This window comes from Streptosporangium longisporum, assembly GCF_039534895.1.
Taxonomy (GTDB): Bacteria; Actinomycetota; Actinomycetes; order Streptosporangiales; family Streptosporangiaceae; genus Streptosporangium; species Streptosporangium longisporum.
In genome coordinates this window covers 58,861-80,185 of sequence record NZ_BAAAWD010000007.1, presented here as the reverse complement: position 1 = coordinate 80,185, position 21,325 = coordinate 58,861, and the positions used below count along the sequence as shown (strand labels likewise).

The window sequence follows — 21,325 nt, the reverse complement described above, 5'->3', positions numbered from 1 at the left end:
ACACCGGCCCGGGACCGGCACGCGCTGCCGTCCTCCTCGTTCACCGTGCCCGTGCCGGGGAGTTCGCCGTGCCCGTACCGGGGACCGGCACGGGCACGTCACCCCCGGCTCAGCCCGGCAGGGTGAAGACGACCTTCCCGAACAGGTCGCCCTCGTGCATGGCCGCGAAGCCCTCGCGGGCCTCGGCCAGCGGCAGGACCCGGTCGATCACCGGCCGGGTCCCGGTCTGCTCCATGAAGCGGGCGAGCCTGCCGAGCTGGTCGCGGGTGCCCATGGTGGAACCGATCACCGACAGCTGCAGGAAGAACACCCGGTTCAGGTCGGCCGGTGGCACCGCGCCGCTGGTCGCACCGGAGACCACGATGCGTCCGCCGGGGCGCAGCGCCCTGAGCGAGTGGGCCCAGGTGGCCTGACCGACGGTCTCCATCACCGCGTCGACCCGCTCGGGCAGCCGGGCACCGTCCTCGAAGACCTGGTCGGCACCGAGTTCCAGCGCCCGTACCCGCTTGCTCTCCGAGCGGCTGGTCGCCCAGACCCGGTACCCCCCGGCACGGGCCAGCATGATCAGCGCGGTGGCCACGCCGCCGCCCGCACCCTGGACCAGCACGGTCGAGCCCGGCTCCAGACCGGCCTTGTCGAAGAGCATCCGGTAGGCGGTCAGCCAGGCCGTCGGCAGGCAGGCGGCCTCCTCGAACCCCAGGCCCGCGGGCTTGGGCACGAGGTTGCGCCGGGGTACGGCCACCCGCTCGGCGAGGGTTCCGTCGTGTTTCTCCGAGAGCAGGGAGCGCTTGGGATCGAGCGTCTCGTCGGCACCGGTGCCGATCACCGCGTGGACGATGACCTCGTTGCCGTCCTCGTCGATCCCGGCGGCGTCCGTGCCGAGCACCATGGGGAGCTGCTCGGCGCGGATGCCCACCCCCTTGAGGGTGAACAGGTCGTGGTGATTGAGCGAGGCCGCCCTCACCGTGACGGTGGTCCACCCGTCGGGCACCTCGGGTTCGGGGCGGTCGCCGAGCGTGAGACCGGCGAGCGGATTGTCGGGATCTAGCCGCGTGGCGGTTACAGCGAACATGGCCGCACCCTATGCCGTCCGCCTCACGGTCAGTCCGGCGATGGTCCGTTCGACGTGTCCCCGCTCTCCCGAGGCCGCGACGTACACCCCGTCCCGGCAGGCCTCCGCCGAGAAGCGCTGGCGCTGCTCGATGACGGACAGCTCGATCGCCGCGACGTCACAGCCAGGCACCGGCGCCAGCACCAGCAGCGTCTCCCGGGCCCCGCCGAACCACAGCTGCGGCCCCGCCTGCTCACCGCCGACGATCTGCCCGGGGACGGCCAGCCGCAGGGGCGGCCTGGCGGTGAGCACCAGGTGGCCGTCCCCGGTCACCTTGCCGCGCAGGTTGCGCGCCCAGAGCAGGCGCTGCTCGAAGGTCGTGCCGCTCTTGAGGTCGCGCAGCGCCACGTACCAGGGGTCGAACGCGAACAGCAGCGTCTCTCCCTCGGCGGGACTCATGGGCTGCCAGAGCGTGACCTTCCCGGTCAGCTTCCTGATCATCGGCTGTCCCCGGGACACCCCGGCCGGGCCGCCCTGCGGGGTGGTCAGCCGCCGGTAGGAGTCGGGAACGCCGTCCAGCCATCCCGTCGTCGCGGGCCGGACCCCCAGCCGGGCCAGGCCGAGCTCCGCCGGGTAGCCGATCTCCGCCGACGAGCCGTCGGGGAAGACCACGTCGAGGATCTCCCGGCCGTTCCGGTGGCGGGGCCGCGGGTGGAGCAGGTTGGGGACCTCCCGCTCGGTGGCCACCGTCCGGGCGGGCTCGGGCGCCTGGACGTGGGGGACCGCGCCGGGCTCCCGTCCGGCCAGCAGGAACCCCACCGGGACCACCACGAGCGCCGCCAGCGCCGCGAGACCGATCCAGCGCCGCGGTCCCCGCGGCGCCTTCGCCTCGATGATGTCGTACGGATCGCCGCCCACGTCCCAGGCCGCCTCTCACGAAAAGGTACGTCGCCGTCCCGCGTCCCCGGTGAGGTCGCCGTCTCGCGTCCCCCGGCGAAGCGACCCGGGAGCGCTGGTGGACAGGCCCCTGAGCCATCCTGGGGTCGCCGGGGTCTCGGTCCCCGGCCCGGTAGCGTCACGAATCGGAATCGTTGTCCGCCCGGTCCCGCCGCGAGCCCGGTCTCACCAGGTCGCGACGTTCACCTGGCCGTCGGGGGTCAGGTGAACGTCGACGCCGACCAGTTCCCGCGCCTCGGCCTCGGCGATCAGGTCGGGGTGGCGGACGTGGGCGTACGCCCGCCCGCCGCCGGGCAGGTCGGCGACGAGGACGCCGCGCTCGGCCGCGCCGTCCCTGCCGTGCGCGACCGTGTACCCGGCGACCGTGGCGATTCCCTCGTAGGAGGCCGCGATCGGCACCGGTTCCGCGGTGTGCACCGGCGCGGCGTCGCCCCCCACGCCGCCCGGTTCGGTGGACCAGACCGCGTAGGTGTGCTTGGTCAGGTGCATGCCCACCCCGGTGACCAGCCCGTGGCCCGGCGCGGCGCGCAGGCGGGCCGCCATCGCCGCGGTCGAGTGCAGGACGTAGTCGCTGGCCGGCCCGCCCGCGTACGGCAGGCCGCCGGTGACGGTCAGCCCGCGCGCGTCGAGCGGGTCGAGGCCGGTCGCGGCGCAGGCGGCACGGAGCGCGACGGCGAAGCAGCTGTAGACGTCCAGGGCGGACATCTCGTCGAGGCCGGTCCCGGCCCGTTCGAAGGCGGCCCGCGCCGCCGCGGCCATGGCGGGCGAGGAGCCGGGCTCGGGACGGGCGGCCACCTCCCAGGTGTCCTCGGCATAGGCCCATCCCCGCAGGTAGAGGCGCCTGTCCCGGGGGATGCCGAGGCGGTCGGCGAAGCCGTCGCTGACCAGGATCGCGGCGGCGGCCTGGTCGACCTCCATGACCGCGACGGTGTTCCTGGTGTAGGGCCAGCCGACGAACCGGTTGGACGCCGACGGGGTGACCAGTTCCGCGGGCGTCCGGGCCCGCCGGTGCCAGGCGTAGGGGTTGGCCGCGGCGACCTCGGTCATCGGGGCCATCATCAGTCCCCGGCCGGTCCGCTCCTGCCCGTCGGACTCCCCTGCCGCCGCCCGCCGGGCCGTCTCCATGATCGCGTAGGTGTGCACCGGCAGGAAGAGCTCGTGGGCCAGCTCGACCGGGTGCGGGGGCCGCTCCCAGCCGTACGGCGGCTTGGGGTCGGCCGGGTGGCTCCACGCGACACGCTCCCCCGCCCTGCGCAGGGCCCTGCGGGTGGCCAGCGCCTCCGCGCCGGCGACCAGGGCGGCGTCCAGCTCACCCTTGGCGATCATCGAGGCCGCCGCGCCGAGGAGCGTCTGCGGGGCCGTGCCGCTCACCTTCGAGTACACCCGGTGGCGAGGGCTCGCCCCGATCCGCTCGGCGAGCCTGGCCGCGGGGTCGTCGTACTGCCAGGACTCGGTGTAGACGACCTGGACCGAGCCGAGGGCGGCCAGCAGCCCCGGGGCCCCGCCGCCGGCGCCGGCCGGGAGCCCCGCGACGGCGTCGGCGGCGGCCTCGCGGGCGACGAGCTCCCACAGATCCAGCGGCTCGGGGCCCGGCTGCTCGCGGACCGTGTGCTGGGCGACGCCGACGAGACATGGGGTGCGAGGGTCTCCGCTCATGCCGACATCCAACCAGAACATCATTCGGTTTAATAGTCGGGCGGGGCCGGAGGTGACCGAGAAACCTTCGACAATCGCCGTTACCGGTGATGTTCGAGGTGTCCGTGGTGTTCCTCGAAACCCGCACTGAGCTGCGGAAATACTTATTCGTTAAATGATAACAAATTGCTATTTCAATAACGAGATCGCATCGGATGGAACCGTCTCAGACTTTTTCCCGTCAATTCCTACCCGCCGCCTCGTCGCGTCAGTAACGTTCCGATCGTTTTCCCGGCCAGGAGAAGTCCCGTCTCCGGGCCGAGAGCGAAAGGAGTCCCATGTACCCCCGAGCACGGCGCCTCGCGATCCCCCTCACCGGCGTTCTCACGATCGCCGGAGTGATCGGCGCCACCACCACCGGCGCCGACGCCGGTACGGCCCCCAAGGACGTGGTCAGTTCCCAGGCCTCGGAGACGGCCACGCAGGCCACCTCCTTCTGGTCGCCCGAACGGATGCGCAAGGCCACCGACGCCACCGACGACCTCGACCTGAGCATCAAGGGCGGCAAGGCCTCCGGCGCGGTGGCCCCCGACGGCCCCCGCGGGTCGGTCCCGCCGATCGGCGCCGAGGGCACGAAGTCCGCCAAGAGCAAGCAGGTCAACCTGCCCAACACCGTCGGACGCGTCTTCTTCACCCTGCCCGGTTCCAACCCGTCGGACCCGAAGAGCTGGAAGTACTGCTCCGGCAGCTCCGTGCAGGGCAAGTACCGCAACATGGTGGCCACCTCGGCCCATTGCGTCTACGACGTGAAGACCAACCAGTTCTACGACAACTGGGTCTTCATCCCGTCCTACTGGGACGGCAACCAGGCGTGGGACGGCAAGAACCCCTACGGCATCTACGCGGCCAAGTGGTTCAACGCGCACGACGACTTCGTCGTGAAGGAGGACTACGACTACGACTACGCCTTCGTCAACGTCCACTCCGGGTTCAAGGTGAACTGGGAGAAGGACTCGAGCGGCACGTGGAAGCCGGTCACCAAGAACGTCGGACGGCTCGGCGACAACGTCGGCGGGCAGGGCTTCGCCTGGAACCAGAAGGTGAAGAAGCCGGTCTTCTCCTTCGGCTACCCGGCCGGTCTGCACCCCGACGGCGACAAGCCCTACTCCGGCCGCACGATGAAGTGGTGCTACGGCACGACCACCGCCATGCCGGCCGCGCCCAAGTACAACGTCCAGGAGCACGTCGGCTTCAAGTGCGCCTTCACCGCGGGCGCGAGCGGCGGCCCGATGATCTACAAGTACAAGAGCTCCAGCCGCACCGGCTACCTGGTCGGCGTCAACAGCATCGCCTGGGACACCGACAAGAACGACCGGTACGACAAGATCTCGTCGCCGTACTTCAACGGCGACACCTACAAGGTCTACAAGGCCGCGTCGAACCGCTGGACCAAGTGACCGGCACGACCCGCGTGACCGCCATGACCGGCTGACCGCAGGCCATTCGGCCGGCCGGGAATGACGACGCAGGGCCCGGTCCCTCCCGGGACCGGGCCCTGCGCTCGGGACCGGGAGCCCGCCGTCGTCCGGCGGACACTCCGGCCACCGGAACGTTCCGCACGATCGGCGGACGTCAGTGACCGCCCCGCCGGTTCCTGTACGTCAGCGACCGCCCCGCTGGTTCCTGAGCGAGAAGACCGTGCCGGTGGCGGCCCGCAGCGAGCAGGAACTGCCGAAGGTCTGCTCGAACCGGACGAAGCGGCCGTTCCAGATCCCCATGGCGGACACCGTGACCGGGTCGTACTGCATCGTGCAGGCCACCCCGGACAGCGGCTTGAGCCTGGAGGGATCGCCCCGCACCTCGGACAGCGCCTCGCACGCGCCGACCGCGTCGGGGTGGGTGCTGCCGGGCCGGTCGCACAGGAGCAGCGCGTGTCCCGCCGCGGGCAGGGGCTTCTCCCCCTGGGCGACGCTCAGCACGAGCGCCTTGGCGCTGCGCGAGGGCCGGTCACCGGGCGAGGACCGCAGCGGTCCGGGCCCGGCCTGGACGGGCTCGCCGGGATGCACCGGCAGCGGGACCACCCGCGGACCACGACGGTCCGGTACGGGCGGCAGCGGGCTCGTCACACGCGGGCCGTGACCGCTCGACCCGTGCGACAGCGGATCCACCGCGCGGGGACCACGACCACCGGGCTTGGGCGACAGCGGACTCGTCACCGACGGACCGGCGGAACCCGGGTGGCGCGCGAGCACGCCCGCCGTCTCCGGCCCGGGGTTCGAGGACGGTGGGGCGGCGGCCGACGCCGCACCCGGAAGCTGGAAGAGCCCGGCCACGGCCAGGCAGAGAAGACGCCGCATGAGATCCCCCGATGACGTGTGACGCGGATGCGGCCTCAGCCTCTCCCGCCCCTCCGGCCGGGGCAATCACCGGTCCCGACGTTTTTGCAGCTCATGCGCTTACGTGACCGGCCGCAGGCTTTTCGATCACGTGAAGGCAGATCAGACGGCCCCCGACGACTTCCGGTTCCCTCGCATTGGTAACGAAATGGTATCGGTCCCAACCGATGTCTGCTTTATAGCTTTTTAACCCATCTTTGCCGAGTACGGTCACGTCTTGTCTCTTTACGCATGCGTGGGTTGCGTCCCGAGTGACCCATGACAAAGAAGGAGCTCCATTGAACTCCCGAGCCAAGCGCCTCGCCCTCCCCCTCGGCGGCGCCCTCGCGGCCGCCTCTCTGATCGGCACCTCCCTCACCACCACCGCCCAGGCGAGCGTCGATCCCGACGTCAAGTCGACGGCGCTCACCCCCTCCGGTAACGCGAAGGCCATCGCGGGCTACTGGACGGCCTCGAAGCTGAAGTCGGCGAAGACGTACCTGTCCGACTCCACCGTCTCGGCGAAGCTGAACAAGACCGGCGCGGCCAGGGCCGCCGCCGACGGCAAGCCCGGCGTCGTCGCCCCCACCGGTGAGGGCGGCAAGACCGCCGGCCGGTCCCGGAACGTGAACCTTCCGATCACCGTGGGCAAGGTCTTCTTCGTCGACCACAAGGGCCAGGAGCGCTGGTGCTCCGGCACCTCGGTCCAGTCGAAGTTCCGCAACCTGGTCGCCACCGCGGGCCACTGCGTCTACGACACCGACACGAACAAGCCCTTCGGCAACTTCGTGTTCATCCCCGGCTACTACCAGGGCAAGGCCCCCTGGGGCGTGTACGTCGGCGCCAAGGTCAACACCCACGACGACTTCACGGTCTACGAGGACTACGACTACGACTACGCCTTCGTCAACGTCTACAACGGCATCAGGCAGCAGCCCGAGCGCGAGGTCGACTACAAGACCTTCAAGGCGCACATGGACAAGGGCGGGGTGGGCCGTGAGTCCGCTACCAACGTCGACTTCGCGACCTACGACAAGTGGACCCAGAAGGGCGGCCTGGGCAAGGTCGAGAACGTCTCCACCGAGGACGAGGTCGGCCCCCAGTACAAGGGCGCCCTCGCCGTCGCGGCCGAGACCGACAGGGGAACCTGGGAGAAGGTCGCCGGTGAGGTCTACGGCCTGAAGAACGACAAGGTCACGCTCAAGGACAAGGAACTGCCGCAGTCCGAGTGGCCCAAGGCCGGTTCCAAGCTCGGCACCCGCGTCGAGCACGTCACGAAGAGCGAGTACGACGCCTACAAGGGCCCGGGCTACCGTCGCATCGACGACAAGGGCAACTACACCATCACGTACTACTTCGTGGTGAAGTACATCAAGAAGACCGCCTCGGTGAAGTACGTGATCTACCGGCACTACATCTCGACGGTGGCCGACGCCGGGCGCCTCGGCGACAACGTCGGTGGCCAGGGCTTCAGCTGGAACCAGAAGCTGGGCAAGAAGGTCTTCACCTTCGGCTACCCGACCTCCGCGCACCTGGACGGCGACAAGCCCTACTCCGGTCACACCCAGAAGTGGTGCTACGGCAAGACCGCCGCCGCGCCCGTGGTGCCGGGATACAAGGCCGAGGAGCACCAGGCGATCAAGTGCGCCTTCACCCCCGGCGCCAGCGGTGGCCCCTTCCTGCTGCAGTACAAGAACAGCAAGAGGACCGGCTACCTCAACGGCGTCGTCAGCCTGACGATCGACAGCGACAAGAACGGCCGCTACGACCGCGTCACCACCCCGTACTTCAACGGTGACACGTACGGCATCTACCGGCACGCCGCCAACCTCTGGACCGGGAAGCTTCCCTCCTAGGGAGACGACCGCGCGCGAGGAAGGGCCCGGCACATGCCGGGCCCTTTGCGCACCTTGACGGGGGTCTTATACACCCTCGGACAGACTCGACCGATACGCAGTACGACAGGATCGCTCCAACCGCCTGCCCATAATCGAGTTGATCTGGAAAAATCAATCTCTGCACCTCCCGCCGGCACCTCGCGCCGCCCCTGAAAGGAATCCCCTCATGCCCTCCCGCGTACGGCGGCTCACGGCCACACTGGGCGCGCTGGTCGCCGCCTGTGTGACCATGACGTCGGCCTTCGCCGGGAGCGCCGCGGCCGGTCCGGTCTACGGGGTGCCCAACGGCATCACCTCCATCACCCTGACCAAGACCGCCGCCGACATGAAGCGGATCGCGGAGTACTGGAGCCCGGCCAGGCTCAAGCAGACCGCGGACAACACCCCGGCAGGCCCGGACACGATGAAGTCCAACGCCAGTCCCTCCCCCACCTCCGCGTCCCCCTCCTCCCGCGGCACCGCCACGAGCGGTACGGCCACCGCGGCCACGGCCACCGGGGGCGCCTCGACGACGGCCACGAGCCGGCAGAGCCCTCTCGGCGGGAGGACCGTCACCCGCACGGGTTTCTCCGTGCCGGTCGTCAAGCCGGCCCTGCCGAAGAAGCGGTCCCCGGCCTCCAACGGCTCCCCGCTGACCGTCGGCAAGGTGTTCTTCCAGATCGGCGGCAGGGACTACTGGTGCTCGGCCTCCTCGGTGACGGCGGCCAACCGCAACCTGGTCGCGACCGCCGGACACTGCGCCTACGACCCCAAGACGGGCAGCCAGGCCGAGTACTGGATCTTCATCCCCGGCTACGACAAGGGAGAGACCCCGTACGGCATCTACGTCGGCCATTCGCTCAACCTGCACGAGGACTTCGTCGGCAAGGGCGACTTCGACTACGACTACGCGTTCATCACCGTGCACGACGGCTTCCGCTGGAAGGCGGGCAAGACGGCCGGCAGCTACGCGATGGAGGACGTCGGAAGCCTGCAGGACAACGTCGGCGGGCAGGGGCTGACGACCAACCGGGGTGTGGGCCTGCTCACGCTGGCCTTCGGCTATCCCGCGGCCCCGCACCCCGACGGGAGCAGGCCCTACAACGGCCAGGTGCTCAAGTCGTGCGACGGACGCACGATCAAGGTGCGGGCCCCCGGCCGCCTGGTCGAACACGGCACGGCTCTGACGTGCGGTTTCACCAACGGTGCGAGCGGTGGCCCCTGGCTGATCGCCTTCGATTCCAAGCACGCCGTCGGGTATCTCAACGGTGTCAACAGCTTCGCCTGGGACGTCGACGTCAACGGCAGGTTCGACCGGATCTCCTCCCCGTACTTCATCGCGTCGACCTACGTCGTCTACAAGTGGGCGACCGCCCAGCACGCACCCCGAGCATAAAGGAACCTTAAGAGAGGCTTAAGAGGGACTTATCGGGGGTTTGCCCGGACGCTCCGTGCATAGGTTCGTTGCTTGTCGTCCCGCAGTTCCCGGACTCTCCCGGGAGCGTTGCAGCGCAAGGAGCCAGTCTTTTGAAGCACTCTCTTCTCCCCCTCGGTGGTGCCGCAGCCGTCACCACCCTGCTGGCCACCACCCTGGCCGGCACCGCACAGGCCGCCCCGGACTGGGCGACCGACCCGATGGCCAAGAACAACTCCTCGGCCGTGTCGGTCATCGACTTCTGGGCCGCCTCGAACTTCGCCGCCCTCAAGAAGGCCACGGTGTACAACCCCGACCCGGGCGGCCCGAAGATGAAGGTGGGCGGCGGCTTCTCCCCTGACGGCCGTCCCGGCACCGTCGGCCCGACCGGCTCGGAGAAGCCCAGGCCCTCGCTCGCCAAGAACGTCAACCTGCCCAGGACCCTGGGCAAGGTGTTCTTCGTGGTCGACGGCCAGTACCGCTGGTGCTCGGCCACCTCGATCCAGGGCAAGTACCGCAACCTGGTCGCCACGGCCGGGCACTGCGTCTACGACCCGGGCAGCAACGGCGACACCATGGACAAGTGGGTCTTCGTCCCCGGCTACTACCAGGGCAAGACCCCGTACGGCATCTACGTCGGCAAGAGCGCGTGGACGCACTACGACTTCGCCAACTACGAGGACTACGACAAGGACTACGCCTTCGTCACGGTCTACAACGGTGTCGCCTTCAACGGTGTCAAGCAGGTCACCAAGAAGGAGTACGACGGCTTCACCGGGCCCAAGTGGTCGCGCGGCTCGCACTACTACATCCTGCTCTCCAAGGACGTCGGCCGCCTGGGCGACAACGTCGGCGGCCAGGGCTTCACCTGGAACCAGAAGACCGGCAAGACCGTCTACGTCTTCGGCTATCCCCAGGCCCCGCACCCCGACGGCGACAAGCCCTACAGCGGCGTGACGCCCAAGTACGTGTACGGCAAGACCTCGGGCAAGGAGTACGTCTCGGCGGCGGAGAAGGTCGAGGAGCACGTCGGCCTCAAGGGCGCCTTCACCCCCGGTGCCGACGGTGGCCCCTGGCTGACGCAGTACAGCAGCGCCAAGCGTCTGGGCTACGTCAACGGTGTCACCAGCCTCTTCGGTGACCAGGACCAGAACGACCGCTACGACCTGATCACCTCGCCGTACTTCGACGGCGAGACCGCCGACATCTACCGCAAGGCCGCCAACGTGTGGTCCGGCAAGATCGTCGGCCCGAACGGCGAGCTCTACAGGTAGCTCGCGCAGCTCCACCCGGGCCCCTTGGGCCTGTGAACCATCCGCGGGACCCGGCCTCTCAGGCCGGGTCCCGCACCCGTTTCACCGGTGCTCCAGGCCTTCTTCCCGAGGCCTCGGAGAGCCGGGAGGCGAGCACGAGAGGCGCGGATCGTCGCTTTAGACGTGCGTTCGCGGAAATCGGTGCCATCAATTTGATGTGATCTGCGTCACAGCAGGACGATTACACGGAGCGATTCATCGCTCACGCCCCATCCGTCACTTTTATCCCATACTTACATCCAGCTGGGCAAACACGATCGATACACATCAGTCACTACATCGATACCATGCCCACTTAAACATCACGGATCGGTCACGGGGACGGCGGGGGGATCTTTACTCCTCGGAGCGGCTTCCGATGCCCAAGATCCACACTGTATGTTTCAGGCATTCCCTTTACTGACGCATGGGACGCAAGAAGCGTTCCACATCAGACCAAGGAGCTCCCCTTGAAGCGCATCCTCCTCCCCGCCGGTGGCGCCATCCTGGCCACCGGTCTGCTGGCCGCCGGCCTGGCCGGCACCGCCAACGCCGTTCCGGACTGGGCCTACGACACCATGGCCAAGGACGCTCCGGCCGCGGTCGACGTCGCCAAGTTCTGGCTGGCCGCCAACGACCACACCAACAACCTGGCCAAGGCCACTCCCTACACCTGGGAGACCAAGGCCACGCCGAAGCTGAACGCCGGTGGCGGCTACGTCGCCGACGGCAAGCCCGGCGCCGTCAAGCCGATCGGCGAAGAGGGCAAGCCGGCCGCGAAGGTCAAGAACATCAACCTGCCGAAGACCATCGGCAAGGTGTTCTTCGTGGACGAGAAGGGCGAGCTCAAGTGGTGCTCGGCCACCTCGATCCAGGGCAAGTACCGCAACCTGGTCGCCACCGCCGGTCACTGCGTCTACGACGACAAGGCCGACGCCAGCGTCATGGACAACTGGGTCTTCGTGCCCGGCTACTACCAGGGCAAGACCCCGTGGGGCATCTACGTCGGTAAGACGGCCTACACCCACTACGACTTCGCCAACTACGAGGACTACGACCGCGACTACGCGTTCGTGACCGTCTACAACGGTGTCCAGGTCGGTGGCGGCACCGCCAAGGAAGTCAGCGAGAGCGAGTACAAGGCGTTCAACGGCGCCAAGGCCGCCAAGGACGTCTCCATCTCCGAGGCGGAGTACAAGAAGACCGTCGACCTGCACGGTGGCGAGACCTCCGCCGCGTGGGCCAAGGCCGAGACCATCTCCGACCCGGTCGGCCCGAACTTCCCCGGCGCCGTCCTCACCCTGCAGGAAGTCTCCAAGGAGGCCTACGACAAGGCCCCCGTGGGCAAGGGTGTCAACGGTGCCAAGGCTCACTGGGCGACCACCACGGAGCACGTCACCAAGGCGCAGTACGACGCCTACACCGGTGTCGGCTACCGCAAGATCGACGCCAAGGGCAACTACACCATCACCCACTACTACGTGAAGTACTGGGTGAAGAAGAGCAACGTCAAGTCGTACTACAAGACGGTGTTCTTCATCGTCGAGGGCTTCATCAAGGACACCGGCAAGCTCGGTGACAACGTCGGTGGCCAGGGCTTCACCTGGAACCAGAAGCCGCAGCAGACGGTGTTCGTGTTCGGCTACCCGGCCGACGCCCACCCCGACGGCAACAAGGCCTACACCGGTGTCACGCCGAAGTGGACCTACGGCAAGACCAACGCCCAGAAGTACGTGCAGGCCGCGACCAAGACCGAAGAGCACGTCGGTCTGAAGAGCTCCTTCACCCCCGGCGCTGACGGTGGCCCCTGGCTCGCCAAGTACAGCAACGCCAAGCGTCTGGGCTACGTCAACGGTGTGACCAGCCTCTTCGGCGACCAGGACGCCAACGGCCGCTACGACCTGATCACCTCCCCGTACTTCGACGGCGAGACCGCCGCGATCTACACCAAGGCCGCCAACGTCTGGTCCGGCTCGATCGTCAAGTAGTAGTAGCTTCCTGACGATCACCCGAGCCTGAGCGTCCAAACCTCAGACTCGAACAGCACCACAGCACCACCAGCACCACCTGAAGGGGTCCGGCACCAGCCGGACCCCTTCACCCGTTTCGCAGGAACGACACGCGTACGGAATGATGACGGCCAAATCGATGAGGGCCCGGTGCGGCGCACCGGGCCCTCATCGATTTGGGTCTGTCGGGGCGGAAGTGCGACTTCCGGCCACGGCTCTCATACGGGAGCACCGAACCCGCTCACCTTCGAACGCCGGCCCCAGAGCCCCTCGATCCCCACATCCGAACAGGGAGACCTGAAGGTGTGGACCGGCTAGCGAGTAGGGCTTACGGCCTCGACAACGGCCTTCCGAGGGCGGGCCGTGCCACGCACTCGAGCGAAGCTCTCAGTAAAGACGGGTTTTTAGACGCGGCTGGAGACGAAACGGTGCCATCAATCTAGTGTGATCTACGTCACATGGGCCATGCGACCAATCATGATCGAATCTTTACGCCTCATCCGTCACTTTCACCTCATGGCCACGCTCATCTGCGAAAACACCACAAGTGCTGACTAATCCCGACGGTATCACCATGCTTGCCCAAACATCACGGATCGGTCACGGAGATGGCGAGCGGATCTTTACCCCTGAAGTGGCTTCCGATGCCCAAGATCCACACTGTATGTTTCAGGCATTCCCTTTACTGACGCATGGGACGCAAGAAGCGTTCCACATCAGACCAAGGAGCTCCCCTTGAAGCGCATCCTCCTCCCCGCCGGTGGCGCCATCCTGGCCACCGGTCTGCTGGCCGCCGGCCTGGCCGGCACCGCCAACGCCGTTCCGGACTGGGCCTACGACACCATGGCCAAGGACGCCCCGGCCGCGGTCGACGTCGCCGAGTTCTGGCTGGCCGCCAACGGCCACACCAACAACCTGGCCAAGGCCACTCCCTACACCTGGGAGACCAAGGCCACGCCGAAGCTGAACGCCGGTGGCGGCTACGTCGCCGACGGCAAGCCCGGCGCCGTCAAGCCGATCGGCGAAGAGGGCAAGCCGGCCGCGAAGGTCAAGAACATCAACCTGCCGAAGACCATCGGCAAGGTGTTCTTCGTGGACGAGAAGGGCGAGCTCAAGTGGTGCTCGGCCACCTCGATCCAGGGCAAGTACCGCAACCTGGTCGCCACCGCCGGTCACTGCGTCTACGACGACAAGGCCGACGCCAGCGTCATGGACAACTGGGTCTTCGTGCCCGGCTACTACCAGGGCAAGACCCCGTGGGGCATCTACGTCGGTAAGACGGCCTACACCCACTACGACTTCGCCAACTACGAGGACTACGACCGCGACTACGCGTTCGTGACCGTCTACAACGGTGTCCAGGTCGGTGGCGGCACCGCCAAGGAAGTCAGCGAGAGCGAGTACAAGGCGTTCAACGGCGCCAAGGCCGCCAAGGACGTCTCCATCTCCGAGGCGGAGTACAAGAAGACCGTCGACCTGCACGGTGGCGAGACCTCCGCCGCGTGGGCCAAGGCCGAGACCATCTCCGACCCGGTCGGCCCGAACTTCCCCGGCGCCGTCCTCACCCTGCAGGAAGTCTCCAAGGAGGCCTACGACAAGGCCCCCGTGGGCAAGGGTGTCAACGGTGCCAAGGCTCACTGGGCGACCACCACGGAGCACGTCACCAAGGCGCAGTACGACGCCTACACCGGTGTCGGCTACCGCAAGATCGACGCCAAGGGCAACTACACCATCACCCACTACTACGTGAAGTACTGGGTGAAGAAGAGCAACGTCAAGTCGTACTACAAGACGGTGTTCTTCATCGTCGAGGGCTTCATCAAGGACACCGGCAAGCTCGGTGACAACGTCGGTGGCCAGGGCTTCACCTGGAACCAGAAGCCGCAGCAGACGGTGTTCGTGTTCGGCTACCCGGCCGACGCCCACCCCGACGGCAACAAGGCCTACACCGGTGTCACGCCGAAGTGGACCTACGGCAAGACCAACGCCCAGAAGTACGTGCAGGCCGCGACCAAGACCGAAGAGCACGTCGGTCTGAAGAGCTCCTTCACCCCCGGCGCTGACGGTGGCCCCTGGCTCGCCAAGTACAGCAACGCCAAGCGTCTGGGCTACGTCAACGGTGTGACCAGCCTCTTCGGCGACCAGGACGCCAACGGCCGCTACGACCTGATCACCTCCCCGTACTTCGACGGCGAGACCGCCGCGATCTACACCAAGGCCGCCAACGTCTGGTCCGGCTCGATCGTCAAGTAGTAGTAGCTTCCTGACGATCACCCGAGCCTGAGCGTCCAAACCTCAGACTCGAACAGCACCACAGCACCACCAGCACCACCTGAAGGGGTCCGGCACCAGCCGGACCCCTTCACCCGTTTCGCAGGAACGACACGCGTACGGAATGATGACGGCCAAATCGATGAGGGCCCGGTGCGGCGCACCGGGCCCTCATCGATTTGGGTCTGTCGGGGCGGAAGTGCGACTTCCGGCCACGGCTCTCATACGGGAGCACCGAACCCGCTCACCTTCGAACGCCGGCCCCAGAGCCCCTCGATCCCCACATCCGAACAGGGAGACCTGAAGGTGTGGACCGGCTAGCGAGTAGGGCTTACGGCCTCGACAACGGCCTTCCGAGGGCGGGCCGTGCCACGCACTCGAGCGAAGCTCTCAGTAAAGACGGGTTTTTAGACGCGGCTGGAGACGAAACGGTGCCATCAATCTAGTGTGATCTACGTCACATGGGCCATGCGACCAATCATGATCGAATCTTTACGCCTCATCCGTCACTTTCACCTCATGGCCACGCTCATCTGCGAAAACACCACAAGTGCTGACTAATCCCGACGGTATCACCATGCTTGCCCAAACATCACGGATCGGTCACGGAGATGGCGAGCGGATCTTTACCCCTGAAGTGGCTTCCGATGCCCAAGATCCACACTGTATGTTTCAGGCATTCCCTTTACTGACGCATGGGACGCAAGAAGCGTTCCACATCAGACCAAGGAGCTCCCCTTGAAGCGCATCCTCCTCCCCGCCGGTGGCGCCATCCTGGCCACCGGTCTGCTGGCCGCCGGCCTGGCCGGCACCGCCAACGCCGTTCCGGACTGGGCCTACGACACCATGGCCAAGGACGCCCCGGCCGCGGTCGACGTCGCCGAGTTCTGGCTGGCCGCCAACGGCCACACCAACAACCTGGCCAAGGCCACTCCCTACACCTGGGAGACCAAGGCCACGCCGAAGCTGAACGCCGGTGGCGGCTACGTCGCCGACGGCAAGCCCGGCGCCGTCAAGCCGACCGGCGAAGAGACCAAGCCCTCCGCGAAGGTCAAGAACATCAACCTGCCGAAGACCATCGGCAAGGTGTTCTTCGTGGACGAGAAGGGCGAGCTCAAGTGGTGCTCGGCCACCTCGATCCAGGGCAAGTACCGCAACCTGGTCGCCACCGCCGGTCACTGCGTCTACGACGACAAGGCCAACGCCAGCGTCATGGACAACTGGGTCTTCGTGCCCGGCTACTACCAGGGCAAGACCCCGTGGGGCATCTACGTCGGTAAGACGGCCTACACCCACTACGACTTCGCCAACTACGAGGACTACGACCGCGACTACGCGTTCGTGACCGTCTACAACGGTGTCCAGATCGGTGGCGGCACCGGCAAGGCCGTGAGCAAGGCGGAGTACGACAAGTTCGTCGGCCCCAAGACCATCAAGACCACCGAGATCAGCGCCGCCCAGTACCAGGAGTGCAAGGACTTCAACGGGAAGGAGACCTCCGACTGCTACGCCAAGGAGGAGAGCTCCCAGGAACTTGTTGGTCCTGACTGGGTCGAGCTCGGTGCGGACGGCAAGCCCAAGCCTGGTGGCCTGAAGGCCGTCAAGGTCCAGGACGAGGTCTCCAAGGCTCAGTACGAGGCCGCCCCCAGCGGCAACGGCCAGGGCTACCGTGACTACGTCGCCGAGGAGTTCGTCACCAAGGCGCAGTACGACGCCTACACCGGCCCGGGTTACCGCCGGATCGACGCCAAGGGCAACTACATCATCACCCACTACTACCTCGAGAAGTGGGTGAAGCAGACCAAGACGACGAAGTTCCTCAAGGACACCTTCATCATCGTCGAGGGCTTCATCAAGGACACCGGCAAGCTCGGTGACAACGTCGGTGGCCAGGGCTTCACCTGGAACCAGAAGCCGCAGCAGACGGTGTTCGTGTTCGGCTACCCGGCCGACGCCCACCCCGACGGCAACAAGGCCTACACCGGTGTCACGCCGAAGTGGACCTACGGCAAGACCAACGCCCAGAAGTACGTGCAGGCCGCGACCAAGACCGAAGAGCACGTCGGTCTGAAGAGCTCCTTCACCCCCGGCGCTGACGGTGGCCCCTGGCTCGCCAAGTACAGCAACGCCAAGCGTCTGGGCTACGTCAACGGTGTGACCAGCCTCTTCGGCGACCAGGACGCCAACGGCCGCTACGACCTGATCACCTCCCCGTACTTCGACGGCGAGACCGCCGCGATCTACACCAAGGCCGCCAACGTCTGGTCCGGCTCGATCGTCAAGTAGTAGTAGCTTCCTGACGATCACCCGAGCCTGAGCGTCCAAACCTCAGACTCGAACAGCACCACAGCACCACCAGCACCACCTGAAGGGGTCCGGCACCAGCCGGACCCCTTCAGTCGTCTCCGCCCATGACGGGAGACCTGATGGTCTTCGGCATCGAAGCCCTGAAAAGCAGGGAGCCGTTCAGACCGGACTGAGCTCCCCCACCCGCTCGTTCAGCTCGGCCACCGGAGGTTCCGCCGCGTGCGGATCCAGTCGGCGTCGCAGGTCGGCGACGTAGGACCGGGTCCTGGCCGACCGCAGGCCCTCGGCGAGCTCCAGCGCCGACGAGGCGACCGAGCACGCCTCCTCCAGCTCCCCCGAGGCCAGCAGCCCGGCCGCCAGCAGCGACAGGTTGAACATCCGCCCGCGCACGTAGCGCCCGTCCATCCGCAGCGAGCGCCGGGCGTGCCGTACGGTGCCCGGTCCGTCCCCCAGGTCGCGGAAGCAGTGGGCGAACTTCGCCGACAGGTAGGCCTCGTCGAAGTAGGCGATCCAGTCCGGCGTCTCCCCGGTGCCGCGGCGGTCGAAGGAGAGCTCGGCCTCGTGCAGGGACCGCGCGCACGCCGCGCGGTCGGTCAGCACGGCGTGGGCGTGCGCCTCCAGCACGTGCGCCTCGGCCAGCAGGGCGAAGACGCCCGCGCGGCGGGCCGAGAGCTGGGCGGCCCTGGCCAGGTCGAGCGCGTGGGCCGGCTGCCCGATGTAGACGGCCTGGTGGCTCATCCCGGCGAGGATCTCGCCGCCGAGCCCGTGGTCACCCGCGCCGCGTGCCAGGCGCAGCGCCTGGATCAGGTACCGCTGGGCCAGGCCGTGCTGCTCCAGGTCGTAGGCCATCCAGCCGGCCAGCCTGGTCAGCTCGGCCGCGGCCGACGCCAGTGCCCTGCCCGTCCGCTCGGTGTACGAGCCGTCGGCGAGCAGCGGCGCGACGGCCGTGTCCAGGTACCTCACCACCGCCGAGCGGACCCTGCCCCCGCCGAACCTGTTGTCCAGCTCGCCGAAGGACCGGGTGACCTCCCGGATCGCCGCGATGTCGTCCATGCCGACGCGCCTGGTGCCCCCACCCTCGGGGCGGCCCTCCGTCGGAAGGGTCAGCCAGCGCAGGGCTCCCGCGGAGCCCGCTCCGATCGCGAAGGTGGAGTCGAGCAGGAACCTGCGTCTCTCCACGTCCGCTCGCCACAGTGCTGTCACGGTCGAGATTCCCTCCTGCCACGTACGGGTGAACTCCTGCCCGAGGTCGAGAGGCGCCAGGACGGCCGGCAGGCCGAGATCCTCGGGGTCGACGGCCCTGCCGAGCCGGAGTGCGAAGATCTCGGCGAGCAGTCCCGGGACCGGGTCCCTGGGTCGCTGGCCCGCGAGCCAGCGGAGCACGGAGCTGTGGTCGTACCGCAGGCCGGGCAGGCCGCGGGCGGTACCGAGATCGTTGAGCCTGCGGGCCAGTCCCTTGTGGGTGAAGCCCGCCTCGGCGATGAACCGCTGGAGCAGTCGGTTGGGCTCGCGTTCCATAGCCCTCCTGGTCGTGAGAACCCACGGTGCGCCGACGGCACGCATGACCGTCCATGCGCGCATACGCTGCCCGATGCACGTCTTACGCACATAGGTAACAGAGAGCTCTTTTTATAGCACGATCCGTGACGAGACTCGGCTTTTCCGGAAAGCGCGAACGCCCCCCGCCGGTGGGGCGGAGGGCGTTCGGCGTCGGATGCCTGGTGGGCGGGTCGTACCGTGGACGCGTGCGGAATCCGTCGGGGACCGCGACCGGCCGGTCAGAGACGGGCGACCCCGTCGGCGCGGGCCTGCGCGGAGACCGCGGCGATGACCGCGGGGGCGACGCGCTCGTCGAACGGGCTGGGGATCACGCAGTCGGCCGAGAGGTCGTCGCCGACCACCGCGGCCAGCGCCTCGGCCGCGGCCACCTTCATGTTCTCGGTGATCGTGGTGGCGCGGACGTCCATGGCGCCCCGGAAGACGCCCGGGAAGGCCAGCACGTTGTTGATCTGGTTGGGGAAGTCGGAGCGGCCGGTGGCGACCACCCTGGCGTACTTCCGCGCGATCTCCGGCCGCACCTCGGGGGTCGGGTTGGACAGCGCGAACACGATCGATTCGGGTGCCATCGACGCGATGGCCTCCTCCGACACCGTCGAGCCCGACAGCCCGACGAACACGTCCGCCCCGGCCAGTGCCCGCTCGATGGACCCGCTCAGGCCCGCCCTGTTGCTGTCGCGCGCCAGGGCCTGCTTCACCGGGTTGAGCCCGTCGCGGCCCTCGTGGATGAGCCCCTTGGAGTCGGCCACCGCGATGTCGCCGACACCGGCGTCGAGCAGGAACCTGCTGACCGCGATCCCGGAGGCCCCGGCACCGGCGACCACGACCCGCAGCTCGCCCAGCGACCGGCCGGTCAGCCGCGCCGCGTTCCTCAGCGCGGCCAGGGTGACGATCGCGGTGCCGTGCTGGTCGTCGTGGAAGACCGGGATGTCGAGGATCTCCCGCAGGCGTGCCTCGACCTCGAAGCAGCGAGGCGCGCTGATGTCCTCGAGGTTGATCCCCCCGAAGGAGGGGGCGAGCCGGACGACGGTCTCGACCAGCTCGTCCACGCCGGTGCAGTCGAGGCAGATGGGCACCGCGTCGACGCCCGCGAACTGCTTGAACAGCAGGGCCTTGCCCTCCATGACCGGCATGGCGGCGGCGGGCCCGATGTCCCCGAGGCCGAGCACCGCGGTGCCGTCGGAGACGACGGCGACCACGTTGGAGATCCAGGTGTAGTCCTTGGCCAGCTCGGGCGCGTCGGCGATCGCGCTGCAGACCCTGGCGACGCCCGGCGTGTAGGCCAGTGCCAGGTCGGCCGCGTCGCGGACCGGGACAGTGGAACGGATCTCCAGCTTGCCCCCGCGGTGCAGGGCGAAGGCCGGGTCCAGATCGAGGGATTGGAGGGCTTCGAGAGAAGCGGAGGATGGCGTGACGGCCACAGCGACCCCTGTAGTTCAGTCAGACAGACGGATGTTTCCTTCGGAGACGGCCGGAGGGAGCCTGGTCCCGGGCTTCGGTAGCCGCTCGGGACCTGCTCGCTGAGCACGGTCGTCTGGAGGGGTACGGGGGTCACCCGTTGCTCGATTGTGCCACATGTTGAGACCGCGGCCGTTGAGGAAATCCCGCACTTTCGCGGTCCCGGTGTTAACCTCGCCACACCGTGTAATACTCGAAGTCCACCACACCTCTTACATCGACGGATCCCCAGATGGACCTCACCTCCTATGCCGAGCTGGCCGTGCTACTGATCAACAGCCCCGAGCGGCTGAACGGTCTGGAAGGGCTGCGCCTGCTGCTGGAAGAGGGCGGACGCTACCGCCCCGGCTGCCGCATCACCAGGAGCGACCTGGAGGCCCTGCGCGACCTGCGCGAGGAGCTTCTGATCGTGTTCGAGACCGCCGAGCTGGGTGACGAGGAGGCGGTGGTCGACCGGCTCAACTCGCTGCTGATCCACCACCCGGTCCAGCCGCAGATCTCGGGCCACGACGGCGAGCGCTGGCACCTGCACCTGACCGAGGGCGGCCGGATGGCCGACCAGTACGCGGTGGGCGCGGTGATGGGACTCGCCACCATGATCACCGACCTCGGTGTCGACCGGCTCGGCCTCTGCCAGGCGTCCCCCTGCCGCCGGGCCTACCTGGACACCTCCTCCAACCGGTCGCGCCGCTACTGCTCGGAGCGGTGCGCCAGCCGCGCCAACGTCGCCGCCTACCGGGCCCGCCAGAAGGTCGGCCAGTAGCGCAGCACCACCCGGCCGACGATCGCGGACGGCGCCAGGGCCCCGAAGTCCCAGCTGTCGCGCCGGCCGGGAGCCCGCTGGTTCTCGCTCTCCAGCCACCAGCCGTCGTCGTCCCGCCAGACGGCCCGTTTGACGATGAGCACCGAGGCGTCGGACGGCAGGCGGGCGACGACCAGGTCACCGGGGCGCACGGGTGCGCCGCGGCGCACCCAGAGCCAGTCCCCCGGCCGCAGTACCGGGAGCATCGACTCTCCCTCGACGCGCACTCTCATCGGACGCAACCCCCTCCCACGCGGGCATTCGGAGACGAGTAAGGTCGTTGAACGGACCATTCAGTACCTGGCATCAAGGAAGGATTC

Annotated in this window: 15 protein-coding genes; 8 read left to right on the top strand and 7 right to left on the bottom strand. The window is 67.9% G+C overall.

What is annotated here, in order from left to right:
• Nucleotides 1–109: 109 nt before the first annotated feature.
• The 3 genes from ABD832_RS13380 to ABD832_RS13370 form a co-directional block, all read right to left on the bottom strand.
• Nucleotides 110–1,072, bottom strand: coding sequence for a zinc-binding dehydrogenase (locus tag ABD832_RS13380; protein WP_344893709.1), 963 nt, complete (start codon nt 1,070–1,072; stop codon nt 110–112).
• Nucleotides 1,073–1,081: 9 nt separating this feature from the next.
• Nucleotides 1,082–1,969 (bottom strand): hypothetical protein, encoded by an 888-nt coding sequence (locus ABD832_RS13375; protein ID WP_344893706.1) that lies wholly within the window; start codon nt 1,967–1,969, stop codon nt 1,082–1,084.
• A 204-nt stretch (nt 1,970–2,173) separates the two neighbouring features.
• Nucleotides 2,174–3,664, bottom strand: coding sequence for an acetyl-CoA synthetase (locus tag ABD832_RS13370; protein WP_344893703.1), 1,491 nt, complete (start codon nt 3,662–3,664; stop codon nt 2,174–2,176).
• A 317-nt stretch (nt 3,665–3,981) separates the two neighbouring features.
• On the opposite strand from ABD832_RS13370, the gene ABD832_RS13365 reads away from it, so the two are divergent.
• On the top strand, nt 3,982–5,100 hold the full coding sequence (locus ABD832_RS13365; protein ID WP_344893700.1) for a trypsin-like serine peptidase: 1,119 nt from the start codon (nt 3,982–3,984) through the stop codon (nt 5,098–5,100).
• Between the two features lie 204 nt (nt 5,101–5,304).
• On the opposite strand, the gene ABD832_RS13360 is transcribed toward ABD832_RS13365, so the two are convergent.
• A complete protein-coding gene (locus tag ABD832_RS13360) occupies nt 5,305–6,000 on the bottom strand; it encodes an SSI family serine proteinase inhibitor (RefSeq protein WP_344893697.1) in 696 nt (231 codons plus the stop codon).
• A gap of 317 nt (nt 6,001–6,317) precedes the next feature.
• Here ABD832_RS13360 and ABD832_RS13355 point away from each other — a divergent pair, with 317 nt between their 5' ends.
• From ABD832_RS13355 to ABD832_RS13330, 6 genes are all read left to right on the top strand, one after another.
• Nucleotides 6,318–7,874 (top strand): trypsin-like serine peptidase, encoded by a 1,557-nt coding sequence (locus tag ABD832_RS13355; protein WP_344893694.1) that lies wholly within the window; start codon nt 6,318–6,320, stop codon nt 7,872–7,874.
• Between the two features lie 208 nt (nt 7,875–8,082).
• The gene (locus ABD832_RS13350) at nt 8,083–9,291 is read left to right on the top strand and encodes a trypsin-like serine peptidase (protein ID WP_344893691.1); all 1,209 of its coding nucleotides are present in this window, start codon (nt 8,083–8,085) and stop codon (nt 9,289–9,291) included.
• Nucleotides 9,292–9,422: 131 nt separating this feature from the next.
• Complete coding sequence (locus tag ABD832_RS13345; protein ID WP_344893688.1) at nt 9,423–10,583, top strand: trypsin-like serine peptidase; 1,161 nt, start codon at nt 9,423–9,425, stop codon at nt 10,581–10,583.
• A 488-nt stretch (nt 10,584–11,071) separates the two neighbouring features.
• On the top strand, nt 11,072–12,589 hold the full coding sequence (locus ABD832_RS13340; protein ID WP_344893685.1) for a trypsin-like serine peptidase: 1,518 nt from the start codon (nt 11,072–11,074) through the stop codon (nt 12,587–12,589).
• Nucleotides 12,590–13,345: 756 nt separating this feature from the next.
• Nucleotides 13,346–14,863: a trypsin-like serine peptidase gene (locus ABD832_RS13335; protein WP_344893682.1), complete on the top strand. Its 1,518-nt coding sequence runs from the start codon at nt 13,346–13,348 to the stop codon at nt 14,861–14,863.
• Between the two features lie 756 nt (nt 14,864–15,619).
• Nucleotides 15,620–17,167 (top strand): trypsin-like serine peptidase, encoded by a 1,548-nt coding sequence (locus ABD832_RS13330; protein ID WP_344893679.1) that lies wholly within the window; start codon nt 15,620–15,622, stop codon nt 17,165–17,167.
• Between the two features lie 180 nt (nt 17,168–17,347).
• Here the strand turns inward: ABD832_RS13330 and ABD832_RS13325 are convergent, their stop codons facing one another.
• Both ABD832_RS13325 and ABD832_RS13320 read right to left on the bottom strand, forming a co-directional pair.
• Nucleotides 17,348–18,706, bottom strand: a complete 1,359-nt coding sequence (locus tag ABD832_RS13325; protein ID WP_344893676.1) for an NsdA family TPR-like regulatory protein — start codon at nt 18,704–18,706, stop codon at nt 17,348–17,350.
• A 260-nt stretch (nt 18,707–18,966) separates the two neighbouring features.
• Nucleotides 18,967–20,166, bottom strand: coding sequence for an NAD(P)-dependent malic enzyme (locus ABD832_RS13320; protein ID WP_344893673.1), 1,200 nt, complete (start codon nt 20,164–20,166; stop codon nt 18,967–18,969).
• A 269-nt stretch (nt 20,167–20,435) separates the two neighbouring features.
• Between ABD832_RS13320 and ABD832_RS13315 the strand changes: the two genes are divergently transcribed.
• Nucleotides 20,436–20,966 (top strand): CGNR zinc finger domain-containing protein, encoded by a 531-nt coding sequence (locus tag ABD832_RS13315; RefSeq protein ID WP_344893670.1) that lies wholly within the window; start codon nt 20,436–20,438, stop codon nt 20,964–20,966.
• Here the strand turns inward: ABD832_RS13315 and ABD832_RS13310 are convergent.
• Nucleotides 20,936–21,238 carry a S24 family peptidase gene (locus ABD832_RS13310; protein WP_344893667.1) on the bottom strand — a complete coding sequence of 101 codons (303 nt, stop codon included), beginning with the start codon at nt 21,236–21,238 and terminating at the stop codon, nt 20,936–20,938. The genes ABD832_RS13315 and ABD832_RS13310 overlap by 31 nt on opposite strands.
• Nucleotides 21,239–21,325 lie beyond the last annotated feature (87 nt).

What these genes read in the sequence shown, in the direction of transcription:
- ABD832_RS13380 (WP_344893709.1), bottom strand. Translation starts at nt 1,072, where the DNA reads ATGTTCGCTGTAACCGCCACGCGGCTAGATCCCGACAATCCGCTCGCC.
- ABD832_RS13370 (WP_344893703.1), bottom strand. Translation starts at nt 3,664, where the DNA reads ATGAGCGGAGACCCTCGCACCCCATGTCTCGTCGGCGTCGCCCAGCAC.
- ABD832_RS13365 (WP_344893700.1), top strand. Translation starts at nt 3,982, where the DNA reads ATGTACCCCCGAGCACGGCGCCTCGCGATCCCCCTCACCGGCGTTCTC.
- ABD832_RS13360 (WP_344893697.1), bottom strand. Translation starts at nt 6,000, where the DNA reads ATGCGGCGTCTTCTCTGCCTGGCCGTGGCCGGGCTCTTCCAGCTTCCG.
- ABD832_RS13350 (WP_344893691.1), top strand. Translation starts at nt 8,083, where the DNA reads ATGCCCTCCCGCGTACGGCGGCTCACGGCCACACTGGGCGCGCTGGTC.
- ABD832_RS13325 (WP_344893676.1), bottom strand. Translation starts at nt 18,706, where the DNA reads ATGGAACGCGAGCCCAACCGACTGCTCCAGCGGTTCATCGCCGAGGCG.
- ABD832_RS13315 (WP_344893670.1), top strand. Translation starts at nt 20,436, where the DNA reads ATGGACCTCACCTCCTATGCCGAGCTGGCCGTGCTACTGATCAACAGC.
- ABD832_RS13310 (WP_344893667.1), bottom strand. Translation starts at nt 21,238, where the DNA reads ATGAGAGTGCGCGTCGAGGGAGAGTCGATGCTCCCGGTACTGCGGCCG.